Origin of the sequence: Lentzea sp. NPDC051838 (assembly GCF_040681245.1) — a bacterium.
GTDB lineage: Bacteria > Actinomycetota > Actinomycetes > Mycobacteriales > Pseudonocardiaceae > Lentzea.
In genome coordinates this window covers 211,451-226,064 of record NZ_JBFAYI010000011.1, presented here as the reverse complement: position 1 = coordinate 226,064, position 14,614 = coordinate 211,451, and the positions used below count along the sequence as shown (strand labels likewise).

The window sequence follows — 14,614 nt, the reverse complement described above, 5'->3', positions numbered from 1 at the left end:
CTGTTGCGTAGGTGGTGCGGTCCGGTGGCCCCCGTCACGAGTCGCGTCGGAGCGAGCCACACCGGGGAGGGGAGGTCAAGTCGACGAAAAGCGTGTCGACTTGACCTCCCCTCCCTGGCGCGGCAGACGTTCAGCCACGACTCGTGACGGGGCCCGCCGGAGCGCACGTTTCAAGCAGCTCGCCTAATGAGTGGTGGGCCGGTCGTCTGGCAGGCTCGTTCCTGGTAGCGCTGGTGGGTGAGCACTCTGCTCGCCTGGACGTGTGAGTCCTTGCCGAAGATCGTGCCCTCGCTGGTGCCGGGAGAACGTGATCGCTGCTGGGATGTCGTGCCCATCCTCGGGTGTGAGCACTGTTCATTAGGTCGCCGAGGGTTCTCCCGAGTTGCTGCTGATGCGAGGCGGGAGGACGCGATGCTGCTGGTGGTGGGCGATGACTGGGCCGAGGATCGCCATGACGTCGAGGTGATGGATGTCGGTGGGCGTCGGCTGGCCAGGGCGCGGTTGCCGGAGGGTGTGGCCGGGATGGCCCGGTTGCACGCGTTGCTGGCCGAGCACGCGGGTGATGTGGATGTCGAGGATGTGCAGGTGCGGGTCGGGATCGAGACCGATCGGGGTCCGTGGGTCGCGGCTCTGATCGCCGCCGGGTATGCGGTGTTCGCGGTGAATCCGTTGTCGGTGGCGCGGTTCCGGGATCGGCACGCGGTGTCGGGTGCGAAAAGCGACGCGGGGGACGCGCACGTGCTGGCGGACATGGTGCGCACGGATGCTCACCAGTTGCGGCCGGTCGCGGGGGACAGTGCGGAGGTTGAGGCGATCAAGGTGGTCGCCAGGGTGCACAAGACGCTGATCTGGGACCGGACCCGTCACACGCTGCGGCTGCGCAGCGCGTTGCGGGAGTACTTTCCCGCGGCGCTGGTGGCGTTCGCTGATCTGGACGCGCCGGACACGCTGGAGCTTTTGGGCCGGGCGTCTGATCCGGACAGCGCGAAGAGGTTGTCGTTCAACCAGATCCGCGGTGCGCTGGCACGGGCGCGGCGGCGTGACGTCGACACCAAGGCCGCTGGGATCCAGGCTGCGCTGCGCAGCGAGCAGCTCGAACAACCGGCCGTGGTGAGTTCCGCTTACGCCGCGACCACTCGTGCCACGATCGCGATCCTGGCCACGCTGGCTGAGCAGATCGCGGTTCTGCAGGACGAGGTCGAGGCCCATTTTGGCCGGCACCCGGACGCTGAGATCGTGCTGTCCCAGCCGGGGATCGGCACGATTCTCGGCGCTCGGGTGCTCGCCGAGTTCGGAGACGACCCTGCCCGCTACGCCACCGCGAAAGCACGCAAGAACTACGCCGGCACCAGCCCGATCACCATCGCCTCCGGCAAGAAACGCAGCGTTCACGCCCGCCACGTCCACAACGACCGGCTGATCGACGCACTACAAGCCCAGGCCTTCGTCGCCATGCGGGTCAGCCCCGGCGCCCGCACCTACTACCAGCGCCAACGCGCCCGAGGACTCACCCACAACGCCGCACTACGCCAACTCGCCAACCGCCTCGTCGGCATCCTGCACGGCTGCCTCAAAACCCGCACCCACTACAACGAGACCACCGCCTGGCCGCAGCACCACACCGCCGCCGCTTGACAGCCCTAGCAACTGGGATGTCTTCGGCGTCGCCAAAGACTCCTCGGCTTCGCCTTTGGGTCGCCTCGCCTTCGGCCTCGGGCTTGATGGTCGCCTTCGGCGTTAAAGCGGGACCGAGTCGCCTGTTGTGGCTGACTGCTTGGCTGCCTCGATTACTTCCAGGCCCGTTACTGCGTCTTGCGGGGAGACTGGGGCTGTGCCAGTGGCTACTGCTGCGTAGAAGTTCTGGTAGGCGCCTGGTTCGGTTTCGATTGGCTTGCCGCCCAGGGTGCCCCAGGCTGATTCTGGTTCTTCGCCCCAGCCCGGGCCTGCTGGGGTTTCGCCTGCTTTCAGGCGGTCTTCTTGCGGGTCCATGCCGTATTTGACGTAGGCGGCGTCGTGGCCGAGGACTCGGAAGCGTGGGCCCAGGTCGGCTGCCAGGGCGCTCATCCAGAGGTGGGAGCGGACGCCGTTTTCGTGGGACAGGGAGAGGAAGACGTCGTCGTCGGCTCGGGCGCCTGGGCGGACGGTGGCGATTTCTGCTGTTACGGACTTCGGGCGGCCGAAGAGGGCTACTGACTGGTCGACCAGGTGGGTGCCCAGGTCGAAGAGGATGCTGCCCAGGTCTGCTGGGTCGCCTGACTCTTTCCAGGAGGACTTGATTTCTGGGCGGTAGCGCTCGAAGCGGGACTCGAAGCGGTGCACCTTGCCCAGGGCCGAGGAGGAAAGGAGCTTTTGGACGGTCAGGAAGTCGCCGTCCCAGCGGCGGTTGTGGAACGGGACGAGCATCAGGCCTCTGGAGGAGGCGATTGAGGCCAGGGCGCGGGCCTCTGCGGAGGAGGCTGCGAAGGGTTTGTCGACCACTACGTTCAGGCCGTGTTCCAGGACCTGGCGGGCGTGGGTTGCGTGGAAGCGGTTCGGGGTGGTGATCACCACCAGGTCGAAGCCGCCGTTCCAGACTTCGTCCAGAGAGGACAGGAGTCGGGTGGTGGGGTAGCGCTCTGCGACCTCGGCTTGGCGGGCCGGGTTCGCGGTTACCACGGCGGAGAGTTCCAGACCGGGGGTTGCCGCGATGAACGGGGCGTGGAAGGCCGCCCCTCCTAGTCCGTAGCCGACCAGAGCTGTGCGCATGTGGTCAGACTAGGCGTCTCAAAGGTTGGACGGGGTGTTGGAGCGCTCACGTGGGCTCTAGGTTCGTTGGGTATGAGCAAGCTGCTGGTTAGCCGACGCCACGTGGATTTCGTGCGCGTCACCAGCATGGCTTGTCGTTGCTCCGGTTGATCCCAGATCCCGAATCGAGCCGACAGACGGAGCACAGCCATGTCCTGGTCCTTTGAGACTGCGCAGATTCACGCGGGTGCCGCGCCCGATCCGGCCACTGGTGCTCGCGCCACGCCGATTTATCAGACGACGTCGTATGTTTTCAGGGACACGCAGCACGGGGCGGATCTGTTCGCGCTGGCTGAGCCCGGGAACATCTACACGCGCATCAACAATCCCACGCAGGACGTGCTGGAGAAGCGGGTTGCCGCGCTTGAGGGAGGCGTGGCGGCTGTTGCGTTCGCTTCTGGGCAGGCCGCGGAGACGGCCGCGATTCTGAACCTGGCGCGGGCCGGGGATCATCTGGTGTCGAGTGCCTCGCTGTATGGCGGGACGTACAACCTGTTCCACTACACGTTGCCCAAGCTCGGGATCGAAGTGTCGTTTGTGGACGATCCGGACGACCTCGAGGCGTGGCGGGCGGCGGTCAGGCCCAACACGAAGTTGTTCTTCGGGGAGTCGCTGGCGAATCCGCGCAGTCATGTGCTGGACATCGAGGGCGTTGCGGGCGTTGCGCACGAGAACGGCATACCGCTGATCGTCGACAACACCGTGCCGACGCCGTACCTGCTCAAGCCGCTGGAGCACGGTGCGGACATCGTCATCCACTCCGCCACGAAGTACCTGGGTGGTCATGGGACGGCCATTGCCGGTGTGGTGGTGGACGGCGGGAAGTTCGAGTACGGCGCGGAGCGGTTCCCGGACTTCCACGAGCCCGACCCGAGTTACAACGGGTTGCGGTACTGGCCGGTGATCGGGCACGGGGCGTTCGCGGCGAAGTTGCGGGTGCAGGGGTTGCGGGACACGGGGGCGGCTATCGCGCCGTTGACCAGTTTTCTGGTGATTCAAGGGATCGAGACGTTGTCGCTGCGGATCGAGCGGCACGTGCAGAACGCGCAAGCGCTTGCGGAGTGGTTGGAGGAGCGGGACGAGGTGGAGAAGGTCCACTACGCCGGGCTCCAGTCGTCTCCGTTCCACGCTGCCGCGCAGAAGTACCTGCCCAAGGGGGCGGGTGCGGTGGTGAGTTTTGAGCTGCGTGGTGGGGTTGAGGCCGGTAGGGCGTTCGTGGACGGGACGAGTTTGTTCAGCCAGTTGGTGAACATCGGCGACGTGCGGTCGTTGATCGTGCATCCCGCCTCGACCACGCACAGCCAGTTGACGGCCGAGGAGCAGCTGGTCACCGGTGTCACACCTGGGTTGGTGCGGTTGTCGGTCGGGCTGGAAGGGCTGGAGGACCTCAAGGCGGACTTGGAGGCCGGCTTCACCGCGGCCAAGTCGGAGTTGTAGTGGGCGGCTGGCGGTTCGGGGATCCGAACGGGCGGCGGAAGTGGTTCAGTCACACCGCGCCGTTCGGGGGACTGCCGGGTTTCCAGCTCGCGTACGAGACGTGGGGGACCTTGAACGCGGAGGCCTCCAACGCGGTGCTCGTGCTCCACGCCCTCACTGGCGACAGTCATGTCGCCGGGGGCGTGGAGCCGGGTCACCCCACGCCGGGCTGGTGGGACGCGCTGGTGGGCCGAGGAAGGCCGCTCGACGGTTTCTTCGTGGTGGCGCCCAACGTGCTGGGCGGGTGTCAGGGGAGCACCGGGCCGTGGCAGTTCCCGGACTTTCCGGTCCTGACGATTCGCGATCAGGTGCGGGCCGAGGTTCATCTCGCGGATTTCCTCGGTGTCCAGCAATGGGCTGCTGTACTCGGCGGCTCGATGGGTGGCATGCGCGCGGTCGAGTGGGCTGTAGGCGAGCCCGATCGGGTGCAATCCCTTCTGCTGCTTGCCACTACTGCGGCGGCGTCCGCTGAGCAGATTGGGCTGGCGAGCGCGCAGTTGCACGCGATCAGGGCCAATTCTGTTGAAGGGCTTGGGGTTGCGCGGCGGATCGCACACATCAGCTACCGGTCCGAACAAGAGCTGCAGGCCAGGTTCGGGAGGGAAGAGCGAGACGGCAGGTTCGAGGTCGAGTCCTATTTGGACCACCACGCGGCCAAGCTGACCAGGAGGTTCGACGCGGCCAGCTATGTCACGCTCACGGAAGCGATGAACTCGCACGATGTCGGGCGCGGGAGAGGCGGCATCAAGCAGGCGCTCCACCGAGTCAAGGCGCGCACGTTGGTGGCCGGGGTGGACTCCGACCGGCTGTATCCGTTGGCGCAGCAGGAAGAACTCGCCGAGGGCATCCCTGGAGCGGATGACGTCAGGGTGATCGAGTCGCCGTACGGGCACGACGCGTTCCTGATCGAGAGCGAGCAGGTCGGCGCGCTGGTCAGGGAGCTTGTTCCCGTGCGGTCAGGTACTCGCTGAGCCGGGCGGAGGCGGTGAGCATCGCCAGGCCTCGTGTGGTGAGACGACGGCGCCAGTCGGTCAGGGCGGCGGCCAACGTGTCGGTGCCGCCCGCCGTCCGGATCTGCGAGACCACCAAAGCTATGCGCGCCAACGGATAGCCGCCGCGCCGCAGCAGGTGGGCGAGCTCGGCGTCGCGGACGTCCTCTGCGGTGAAGGTGCGGTAGCCGGTGCGTTCGCGGGACGGCACGAGGATTCCGGCTTCCTCCCACGCCCTCAAGGTCGCCGGAGTGACGTCCAGGCGCCGTGCCAGCTCGCCGATCGAGCGCGGTTCCAGCACCGGCTCGAAGCCGGTCAGGTCCTCGACCGCGCGGCTCACCGAGTTCAACGTCTCCCGGTCGCGCAGGAGCTGCTCGTGGCCGCGGTCGATGGTCAGCAGCACGTCGTCCAGCGAACCTGCGTGGACCAGCACCATGACCTGACCGGCACGAGCGTGGCCGAAGGCGGGGATGAGGGCCACGAACGCGCGCAGGGCGGAGGCGTGGATCGCCGTGTAGACGCGGTAGCCGGACGGGGTGCGCTCGGCCGGCGGGAGGAAGCCGGACTCCTCGTAGTTGCGAACGGCCTGGGTCGACAGGCCGTGCTCGCGGGCTAGGTCGGAGGGGCGCACGGTTGAGACTTTAGAGCCATCCAGCAGCTAGGAACGCACCAAAGTCTCAACAGACGTTTCAATGTTACGGTTGAACCACATGAGCCAGGACATTCGCGAGTTCATCAGTCCCTTCACCGAGCTCTTGGCGTTCGGCGAGCCGACGCACCTGGAGCACGCCCACACCTGGATCCGCAACGAGCTGTTCGAGCAGCTGGCCGCGCTGGGGTACCGGTCGATCGCCCTCGAAACCTGCCGCATCCGGGGCATGCGAGTGAACGACTACGTCCACGGCGGGCCCGGCGACCTCGACACGGTGATGAAGGAAGGCTTCTCGCACCGGTTCGGTGAGTGGCCGGCCAACCGCGAGCTGGTCGCGTGGATGCGCGAGTACAACGCGGACAAGCCCCAAGAGGACAAGCTGGCGTTCCACGGCTTCGACTTCCAGACCGAGACGACCAGCGCGCCCAGCCCTCGTCCCTACCTGGAGCACGCCAGGGACTACCTGGGCGTGGACGTGGACCTGAGCACCGACGACGAGAAGTGGAGTCGGGACGAGGCCGTCATGGACCTCACCCGGTCACCCGGCCGCTCCGATGAGGCCATCAGGTTCCGCGAGATCGGCACCGAGCTCCTCCAGCGGTTGTACCGGCAGGAGAAGGTCGACGACGCCTGGGCTCGGGCGGAGACCCACCTCAGGGCCGGGCTGAGCCTCCTGCAGTACCACCGGGAGTGCGCCGAGGAGAACCCGTTGGGCGTGCGGCTCACCAGGCTGTGTCAGATGCGCGACGGCGTCATGGCCCGCAACCTGCTGGAGATCAGGAGGCGCGAGGCGGGCAGGGGACCGACGTTCGTGCACGCCCACAACGCCCACCTGCAGCGCACCAACAGCAGCATGGAGATGGCGGGCGAGCGGATCGAGTGGTTCTCCGCGGGCGCGCTAGTGGCGCCGGTGCTGGGCGACCAGTACACGGTCATCGCGGGCAGCCTCGGCCGCAACGACAGCTTCGGACTGGGCGAACCGGACAAAGCAACCCTGGAAGGCCAGTTGCAGAGCCGATTCACCACCTGGGGCCTGACGAAGGACAAACCGCAGGGTCCGACGCGTGCGGACGCCGAGGAACTCTGGCACCACTTCCCGCTCGACCAGCACCTGCTGGCCGGTGTGGACGCTCTGCTGCACGTCAGGGTTGGTCGTCCAGTGACGCGGTGATCCAGGGCGCGACGGGCAGGTCGCGCGTCTCGCACTCGATCGCCAGCTTCAACGTCCACCGCAGGGCTTGTAAAACGACGGTCGCGAGCTCCTGCGGCTGGCCGTTGGCGAGGGCGATCTCGATCTGCTCGGACGCCGCGTCCTGGTCGCCGTGCACCTCGGCCAGCAACGCCCGGATCGCCGTGCGCACGGGCGGGTCCGCGTCGTCGATCTGGACCTCGTTGCCGTCCTCGTCGAACACCTGCATCTTCACCGGCGTGGCACCGCCGGAGCCGAGCGCGCCGACCATGCTGCTGCACTCGGCGAACAGCAGCAGCACCAGCTCACGGATCTCCTCGTTGCCCTCGGGAGACCCGCTGAGGTAGCCGGTCACGAGGTCCACCGCCACAGCGTCCTCACCGGCCCTGGCCGCGGCCAGCGCCTCACCGGCCACGGCGGTCAGCCGTGCCCAGCGATCTGGATCCTGTGGTGGTCTCACAGGTACTGCCTACCGCGCGGTGTGACGCGTTCGCAATGCCCCATCTTGATCAGAGTGCTACCGGGGTATGTCACTCCGCAGGTCAATGTGGGAATCAGCGGATCCACCTAGCATCGGGTGGTGTTCCCAGCGCTCTACCGAACGATCCTCGGACCCGACCGCACCCGCGTGCTCGCGAAAGTGCTCGGCCGGTTCCGCGTCCCGGTGCACGCCGCGCTGATCATCTACGGCTTCGTCTGGGCGATCATCGGCAGCGTCGAGTACGTGGACCGCGTGCTCCCGGGCGGTGCGCCGGACCGCGGCGACGGCTGGTGGGTGCTGATCTTCGTCGTCACCCTCGTCCCGTACGTGCTGGCGATCTGGTCCCCGCTCTACGCCTGGCGCCTGGCGGCGCCGGGGTTCTTCTTCGTCAGTTTCCTGCTGCCGGACGAGCGGGCCGCGGCGTTCCAGTACTGGACGGTCATCCCGGTCCTGATCGCGGTCGCGGCCTTCTACTCGCGACCGATCGTCGTCACCGTCGCGCTGATCACGATGGCGATCGTGCCGTTCGCCGAGCCTCAACGGGCTGCTCTGGCGTTCTACGTGCCGTTGATCGTGGCTGTCGTCTACCTGTTCGGTGCACGTGGACGGGCTGAACGCGAGCTCGAAGAAGAACGCGGATCCAAGGCTGCTCTTGAGGAACGTGCCCGCATCGCGCGCGAGATGCACGACGTCGTGGCACACCACATGTCGATGGTGGTTGTCCGGTGCGAGACCGCGCCCTACCGCCTGAAAGGACTCAACGAAGAAGCTGAGAAGGAGTTCGCCGAGCTCGGTGAGGCAGCGCGTGAGGCGATCACCGACATGCAACGGCTGCTGGGCGTGCTCAGGACCAACGGCCAGCAGCCGGAACGCGAACCGCAGCCGGGCATCAGCCGCATACCGGAGCTGACGAGGCCCGGCGACGAGGCTGAGGTCGACGTGGACGACGTTCCGGAGGCGGTCGGGCTCACCGCGTACCGGATCGTGCAGGAGGCGCTCACGAACGCCACCAGGCACGCGCCCGGCTCCAGGGCGTCCGTCCACGTGCACAAGAACGACGGTCAGCTGGACGTGATCGTCATCAATACCGCCGGCGGGCCGTCCATGGGCGGTGGCAGCGGGCAGGGCCTGGTAGGAATGCGTGAGCGCGTGGCGGTGCACGGGGGCACGCTGACCGTGAAGTCCACCGACGACGGCGGATTCATGGTGCGTGCGCGGATTCCGTTGGGGGACAAGTGATCAGGGTGGTCGTGGTCGACGACCAGGAGATGGTGCGCGAGGGGTTCTCCGCGCTGCTCGACGCCCAGGACGACATCGAGGTCGTCGGCTCCGCGGGCAACGGCGTGGAGGGCGTCGCACTCGCGCGCAACGTTCGGCCGGACGTCGTGCTGATGGACATCCGCATGCCCGAGATGGACGGACTGACCGCGACTCGCCTGTTGCTCGACGGGGCTGTCGAGGCCAAGGTTCTCGTGCTGACGACGTTCGACCTCGACGACTACGTCTACGAGGCGTTGCAGGCCGGGGCGAGCGGGTTCCTGCTCAAGCACGCGCCCGCCCGTGAGCTGCTGAACGCCGTTCGCGTTGTGGCGGCGGGAGAAGCACTGCTCGCACCGTCGATCACGAAGCGGCTGATCGAGGACTTCGTTCGCTCTCGTCGCACCGAACGCGTCCGGCCGGCGCAGCTCTCGGCGTTGACCGAACGGGAGACCGAGATCCTCGTGCTGATCGCGCAGGGCCTGTCGAACACCGAGATCGCCGCGCATCTCGTGCTCGCCGAGCAGACCGTCAAGACGCACGTGAGCCGCGTGCTGACCAAACTCGGGTTGCGCGACCGGGCCCAGGCGGTCATCGCGGCTTACGAGAGCGGGCTCGTAGTACCGGGGTAGTGGCCTGGAAACAGCACGTCAGAGGGACGATTCGGAGGATGTCGTCTTCCTAGCTTCGGTTCATGCGCCGAGCCGTCCTGTTCCTCCTGCTGATCGCCGTTCCGTCGGTCACGCCGTCGATCGCCGAGTGGCGTGCCGACGTCGCCCGCCGGGTCGCGATCGTCGGTGACCTGGCCACCGCACGTGACGTCGTGGTCGTCGTGCCCGGATCCGACGTGGACGTCGACCGGTTCGACCGGACCGTCGGGAAGATGGCGACGAACCTGTACGAGCAGGCTCACCGTTCCGACCTCGCGGTGATCGCGTGGCTCGGATACCGGACGCCGCAAGGACTTGGGGTGGACGCGGCTACCGGTGGGCTGGCGCGTCAGGGTGCTTCGGCGCTCGTGGACTTCGTGCGTTCGTTGCGCACCAACGCTCGTATCCACGTGTTCGGGCACAGCTACGGCTCGGTCGTGGTGGCAATGGCGGCGCACGAGCTGGACGTCGACGACATCGTGTTCACCGGAAGTCCTGGTGTGCGGGCGAGTTCGGTGTCGGAGCTGGGGACCAAGGCTCGCGTCTGGGCATTGAGGTCGAGCGGGGACTGGATGCGGTTCGTGCCCAACGTCCGGCTGTTCGACCTCGGCCACGGCACCGACCCGGTGAGCGAGGGGTTCGGGGCGACGGTGTTGCGGTTCGAGGGCGGGAAGCACGACACCTACTACGAACCAGGGACCGCCACGCTCGCCGCGCTCGTCCGAATCTCTTCTGGGGAGCAGAAGTCGTGAGGAATCCGTTCATCGATGCCGTGCGGGCCATCGCGGTCGTCACCGTTGTCCTCGGGCACTGGCTGGTGACCGCACTGGTCGACACACCGACCGGCATGTACATCGACAGCCCGCTCAAACACTTACCCGGTCTCACACCGCTTTCGTGGGTGCTGCAGACGCTCGGCCTGTTCTTCTTCGTGGGCGGTTTCGCGGCGGCTCACTCGAAGACGCCGTTTCTGGTCCGGTTGAAGCAGCTTGCCGTGCCGACGTCGCTGATGCTCGGCGTGTGGGCCGCTGTCCTCTTCGGACTGTCGATGCGCGGTGTCGACCAGGGATCGGCCTACAACATCGGGTTCCTCGTCACGACGCCGTTGTGGTTCCTGGGCGTGTACCTGGTCCTGTTGGCGATGAAACCGCTGGTGCGCAAGCTGGACGAGTACTCGTGGGGTGTGCTCGTCCCGGTGGCGCTGGTGTTCGTGCTCCCGTACGCGGTGTGGTGGGCGGCGTGGCAGCTCGGCTACTCGTTGGCGCGCAGGAAGATCTCCGGTCTGCCGCTGCTGATCACGGGCGTGGTCGGGTACGCTTTGCTGACGAAGTTCGGTGGCTATCCCTTGTCCGCGGTGGGCATTCCCGGGGCGGCCGTCTCGAACCTCAACCCGCCGAACTACGCGACGTTGGCGTTGGCGTTCGCCCAGATCGGCCTGGTGCTGACGATCGCGCCGTTGCTGACCCGCTTCGGCACGACGAAACCCGTGCGGTGGCTGAACAAACGGGCGTTGGGGATCTTCCTCGCGCATCAGAGCGCGCTGATCACCGTGGTCCTGGCCCTGCCGTGGCTCCAGCTGCCACCAGATCATCCGGGCTGGGTGTGGCAACGACTGCTGTGGCTGCCGGCGTTCGCGGTCGTGACCTGGGGATGGCTCCGAGCACTGCAAGGCCGATCGCCACGGCGTGCAGCACCACCACCGGCGGCGTCGGATCCAGTGCCAGCATCGGCGGAACGCACGCCAGCGCCGTGAGCAGCCACGGCAACCGGGTGTCGCAGCTGCCGGTGCGCGCGGTGTGGATCAGGTACCAGCCGAGCAGCAGGTGGATGAGGTTCTGCAGAGGATCCACCGGCAGCAGCACCAGCGTCCCGTCGCCGAGGAACCCGCTCACCACGAACCCGAGCACGCCCAACGTCCCGAACGACACACCCATCGCCGTCGCCAACCGAGTCCGGTGCGACTCGTGCGGCAACCGCGGGAGCCGGACCTTGCGCGCCTCGAACCGGTGGAACACCAGCACGAGCGGCAGCAGCAGGAACACCAACCAGATCGGCGCTTGGGTGAGCCCGAGCAACCCGACCACAGCGCCGACTCCGGCCAGATAGGCCAGGTACACCGTCATCGGTGCCCGGCGCGCGAAGTTCACGACGTGCCACGAACGACCCTCGAGCCACGCCGTGACACGCCCGCGCGCCAGCAGCGCCAGGCACACCTGCGCCACCCCGAGCACCATCATCGAGCGCGGGTAGTCGCTGAAGAACACCAGCGCGGGCAACGTGATCGCGCCCAGCGCCGCCAGCACCCGCCGCGAGATCCGCTGCAACGTGCCGTCCGCGTAGAAGAACCCGACCTGCTGCATCAGCAACGCGCCGACGATCAGGTTGACGTACCCGCCGGTCTTCCAGTCGGTGGACGTCCGCGCGACCTCGACCGTGAGCGTCACGAGCGTCAGCACGAACGGCGTGGTGCGGCGGAAGTGCTCGTGCAGCCACGCGGCGGCGGGCGTGGCGGCCACCGCGAGCAGGTAGACCCCCAGGAACCACAACGGATGCGTGATCAGCCGGCTGTACGCGTCGACCCGCACGTCCAGCAGGTTCAACGCCGCGAACAGCACCACCCACAGCAACACGAACGCCAGCACCGGCCGCAGCAGCCACGACGTCCGTGACGACACCCAGCAGCCGAACCCGCCCTGGTGCTCCTGCCAGGACCGCAGGTTCGCGTGCCCACCGGCGAAGAAGAACAACGGCACCGCTTGCAGCGCCCACAACCACGGAGTGCCGACGCCGCGCAGATGTGCGAGCGTCGCGACGGTCTCGCCGAGGACCAGCGCCGCCAGGCTGAACAGCCTCAGGAACGTGGCGTAGCGATCTTGTACGACCGGGGCGGTGGTGGAGGGCTGGTCCTCCCGGCGACGGCCGTGGAGCCTTGCCAGCAGGAGGAACACCACGACCGCACTGCCGAACGCCCACGCCACCACGGGTTCGTGCCCCGGTGGCCCCCACCGCTGCCGCCACGAGTTGAACTTCAGCCCCAGCGCGTAGGTCTCGGCCACGGCGTGACAGCTGGACTCGGAGCCACGCGGGTTCAGCCGGCACTGCGTGTGCAGGTCCGCGGCCAGCCGATCGTCCAACGCCTTGCGCGCCTGCTGCCCGAGCGGCTGTCCCTTGTGCTCGGCGTAGCGCAGCAGGTCGTAGCCCAGATCGTGCGCCCGGCAGGCCGCGCTGAAGTCCCACTCGGTGTCACCGGCGGGTCCCGAGCAGCCACCGGACGCGTCGACCACCCGCAGCGTCCCGTCCGGCGCCGCGATCGTCTTCGGGTCACGGCCCATGTCCCGCGCGAAGTCCGACGGCAGGTTGATGATCGGATCGTGGGTCGCGGACGGCGCGATGAACGCGTTGACGGCGTTGGCCGCGGCGATCACGTCAGCGTTGGGAGGTAAGCCCTCGGAGCCGGTCGCGGGGCGCGAGGCGACGACCCCGCACACGAACACCGCGAGCGTGATCACCGTGAACCGGAACCAGGCCGGGAGTCGGAGGAGGAGTGTGCGCGCGCCCATTGTCGCGCCAGGTTACGGAAGTGTCTCGGTTGATCGCCAATTCACGAGGTCACGACGACCGGTGTGAGTGACGCGAGTGCCATGCGCGACAACAGCGCCGCCATCTGGTCGCGGTCGAGGTGCGCGCTGTGCGGGGTCGAGTTGATCAACCCGAACACCGCGTGCGCCGCTGCTCGCGCGGTGGGTTCGTCGAAGTCGGGCACCGTGCGCCTGATCGTCTCCACCCACACCTCGACGTACCGGCGCTGCAAGGCCCGCACGCGCCGGCGGTCAGGGTCGGTGAGGTTCGCCAGGTTGCGCATCTGCACGGTGATGAGAGCCGGGTCGTCCAGCGCGAAGTCGACGTGCCAGCCGACCAGGGCCTGCAGCGCCTCGTCAGCGGTCGTCGCCGCGTCCACCCGCGCCTGGCCCCCGTCGAGCAGCCGTTCGGAGATCGACGTCAGCATCTCGCCGAGCATCGCGTCCTTGCTGCGGAAGTGGCGGTAGAGCGCCGGGCCGGAGATGCCGACGGCAGCGCCGATGTCGTCGATGCCCACGCCGTGGAAGCCGTGCCGCGCGAAGAGCTCGGCCGCGGCGGTGAGGATCTGGTCCCGACGTGAGGGTTTCTCGGCCACACCGGGAGGTTAGCAGCCGTTTACCTAGTCGTCCGATGGGTGGAATTTCCGCAGGTACAAGACCCAAATGTTGACTCTTCACGAATACTTCACACAGGTCTTACTCGTGGGTAACCATTGCCGTGCAATGCATCACCCCCTGCGGCCCCTTCGGGAGTCTTCGATGCGTCCTGCTCACTTCCTCGCCTCGGTGGTCACCGCCGCCGCGGCCGTCATCGCGCTCGCCAACCCCGCGAGCGCGGCCGCCGTCAACTACGTCGCGCTGGGCGACTCGTACGCATCGGGCCTGGGTACGGGCTCGTACGACGGTTCCAGCGGCAGCTGCAAGCGCGGTCCGCTCGCCTATCCGGCGCTCTGGGCGGCCTCGCACGCACCGGCCAGCTTCAAGTCCGTCGCCTGCTCCGGCGCGCGAACATCCGACGTCCTGAACAACCAGGTCTCGTCGCTCACGGCCTCGACCACGCTGGTCACGCTGCAGGTCGGCGGCAACGACGCGGGCTTCACCGACGTGGTCACGACTTGTACTTTTGGTTCAGACCAAGACTGCATCAATCGGGTGAACCAGTCGAAGGCCTACATCCAGAACACGCTTCCCGGACTGCTCAACAACGTCTACGGAACGGTCAGGTCGAAGTCGCCGTCCGCGAAGGTCGTCGTCCTCGGCTACCCGCGCCTCTACAAGGTGCCAGGCTCCTGCAACGTCGGGCTGAGCGACACCAAGCGAGCCGCGATCAACTCGGGTGCCGACGCGCTGCACGCGGGCATCAGCGCGCGGGCCGGTGCGGCCGGGTTCAGCTACGTCGACGTGCGCGGGGCGTTCACCGGGCATGAGATCTGCTCGTCGAGCTGGTGGCTGAACAGCCTCAGCTGGCCGGTCGAGGAGTCGTACCACCCGAACCAGAACGGGCACCGCAGCGGTTACCTGCCCGCGCTCCAGAGCGTCATCGGCTAGGTTGATTCCG

The 14,614-nt window shown here is 67.4% G+C and carries 13 protein-coding genes and 1 pseudogene; 9 read left to right on the top strand and 5 right to left on the bottom strand.

The genetic code is table 11. The features are described 5' to 3' along the window. The first annotated feature begins 414 nt into the window (after positions 1 to 414). Complete coding sequence (locus tag AB0M24_RS24660; protein WP_363772162.1) at positions 415 to 1,635, top strand: IS110 family transposase; 1,221 nt, start codon at positions 415 to 417, stop codon at positions 1,633 to 1,635. A gap of 102 nt (positions 1,636 to 1,737) precedes the next feature. Here the strand turns inward: AB0M24_RS24660 and AB0M24_RS24655 are convergent, their stop codons facing one another. Next, positions 1,738 to 2,745, bottom strand: a complete 1,008-nt coding sequence (locus AB0M24_RS24655) for a Gfo/Idh/MocA family oxidoreductase (RefSeq protein ID WP_363772150.1) — start codon at positions 2,743 to 2,745, stop codon at positions 1,738 to 1,740. A gap of 189 nt (positions 2,746 to 2,934) precedes the next feature. Between AB0M24_RS24655 and AB0M24_RS24650 the strand changes: the two genes are divergently transcribed. Both AB0M24_RS24650 and AB0M24_RS24645 read left to right on the top strand, forming a co-directional pair. Continuing rightward, entirely contained in the window at positions 2,935 to 4,221 is a 1,287-nt protein-coding gene (locus tag AB0M24_RS24650) for a bifunctional o-acetylhomoserine/o-acetylserine sulfhydrylase (protein WP_363772147.1), read from the top strand. Further along, positions 4,221 to 5,231 (top strand): homoserine O-acetyltransferase, encoded by a 1,011-nt coding sequence (locus AB0M24_RS24645; protein WP_363772144.1) that lies wholly within the window; start codon positions 4,221 to 4,223, stop codon positions 5,229 to 5,231. Before AB0M24_RS24650 ends, AB0M24_RS24645 begins: the two co-directional genes overlap by 1 nt. On the opposite strand, the gene AB0M24_RS24640 is transcribed toward AB0M24_RS24645, so the two are convergent. Further along, on the bottom strand, positions 5,194 to 5,880 hold the full coding sequence (locus AB0M24_RS24640; protein ID WP_363772141.1) for a TioE family transcriptional regulator: 687 nt from the start codon (positions 5,878 to 5,880) through the stop codon (positions 5,194 to 5,196). The two genes, AB0M24_RS24645 and AB0M24_RS24640, sit on opposite strands and share 38 nt — an antisense overlap. A gap of 79 nt (positions 5,881 to 5,959) precedes the next feature. Here AB0M24_RS24640 and AB0M24_RS24635 point away from each other — a divergent pair, with 79 nt between their 5' ends. After that, entirely contained in the window at positions 5,960 to 7,072 is a 1,113-nt protein-coding gene (locus AB0M24_RS24635; RefSeq protein WP_363772138.1) for an erythromycin esterase family protein, read from the top strand. Here the strand turns inward: AB0M24_RS24635 and AB0M24_RS24630 are convergent. Continuing rightward, positions 7,044 to 7,550, bottom strand: coding sequence for a hypothetical protein (locus AB0M24_RS24630; protein WP_355554743.1), 507 nt, complete (start codon positions 7,548 to 7,550; stop codon positions 7,044 to 7,046). The two genes, AB0M24_RS24635 and AB0M24_RS24630, sit on opposite strands and share 29 nt — an antisense overlap. A gap of 120 nt (positions 7,551 to 7,670) precedes the next feature. Between AB0M24_RS24630 and AB0M24_RS24625 the strand changes: the two genes are divergently transcribed. The 4 genes and pseudogenes from AB0M24_RS24625 to AB0M24_RS24610 form a co-directional block, all read left to right on the top strand. Next, a complete protein-coding gene (locus tag AB0M24_RS24625) occupies positions 7,671 to 8,810 on the top strand; it encodes a histidine kinase (RefSeq protein ID WP_363772135.1) in 1,140 nt (379 codons plus the stop codon). Further along, on the top strand, positions 8,807 to 9,460 hold the full coding sequence (locus AB0M24_RS24620; RefSeq protein WP_363772132.1) for a response regulator transcription factor: 654 nt from the start codon (positions 8,807 to 8,809) through the stop codon (positions 9,458 to 9,460). The genes AB0M24_RS24625 and AB0M24_RS24620 overlap by 4 nt, the downstream gene beginning before the upstream one ends. Positions 9,461 to 9,522: 62 nt before the next feature. Continuing rightward, positions 9,523 to 10,230 (top strand): alpha/beta hydrolase, encoded by a 708-nt coding sequence (locus tag AB0M24_RS24615; RefSeq protein ID WP_363772129.1) that lies wholly within the window; start codon positions 9,523 to 9,525, stop codon positions 10,228 to 10,230. Continuing rightward, a pseudogene (locus tag AB0M24_RS24610) lies at positions 10,227 to 11,063 on the top strand (acyltransferase family protein); the annotation flags it as partial. The gene AB0M24_RS24615 and the pseudogene AB0M24_RS24610, both read left to right, overlap by 4 nt. On the opposite strand, the gene AB0M24_RS24605 reads toward AB0M24_RS24610, so the two are convergent. Next, complete coding sequence (locus tag AB0M24_RS24605) at positions 11,023 to 13,038, bottom strand: phospholipase A2 (protein WP_363772126.1); 2,016 nt, start codon at positions 13,036 to 13,038, stop codon at positions 11,023 to 11,025. The pseudogene AB0M24_RS24610 and the gene AB0M24_RS24605 sit on opposite strands and share 41 nt — an antisense overlap. Positions 13,039 to 13,079: 41 nt before the next feature. After that, positions 13,080 to 13,652 (bottom strand): TetR/AcrR family transcriptional regulator, encoded by a 573-nt coding sequence (locus tag AB0M24_RS24600; protein ID WP_363772123.1) that lies wholly within the window; start codon positions 13,650 to 13,652, stop codon positions 13,080 to 13,082. Between the two features lie 163 nt (positions 13,653 to 13,815). Between AB0M24_RS24600 and AB0M24_RS24595 the strand changes: the two genes are divergently transcribed. Continuing rightward, positions 13,816 to 14,604 carry an SGNH/GDSL hydrolase family protein gene (locus AB0M24_RS24595; RefSeq protein WP_363772120.1) on the top strand — a complete coding sequence of 263 codons (789 nt, stop codon included), beginning with the start codon at positions 13,816 to 13,818 and terminating at the stop codon, positions 14,602 to 14,604. Positions 14,605 to 14,614: the final 10 nt, after the last annotated feature.

Bases quoted from the DNA above. Each gene is read 5' to 3' on its own strand.
- AB0M24_RS24615 (WP_363772129.1), top strand. From the start codon at position 9,523: ATGCGCCGAGCCGTCCTGTTCCTCCTGCTGATCGCCGTTCCGTCGGTC.
- AB0M24_RS24605 (WP_363772126.1), bottom strand. From the start codon at position 13,038: ATGGGCGCGCGCACACTCCTCCTCCGACTCCCGGCCTGGTTCCGGTTC.
- AB0M24_RS24595 (WP_363772120.1), top strand. From the start codon at position 13,816: ATGCGTCCTGCTCACTTCCTCGCCTCGGTGGTCACCGCCGCCGCGGCC.
- AB0M24_RS24650 (WP_363772147.1), top strand. From the start codon at position 2,935: ATGTCCTGGTCCTTTGAGACTGCGCAGATTCACGCGGGTGCCGCGCCC.
- AB0M24_RS24635 (WP_363772138.1), top strand. From the start codon at position 5,960: ATGAGCCAGGACATTCGCGAGTTCATCAGTCCCTTCACCGAGCTCTTG.
- AB0M24_RS24655 (WP_363772150.1), bottom strand. From the start codon at position 2,745: ATGCGCACAGCTCTGGTCGGCTACGGACTAGGAGGGGCGGCCTTCCAC.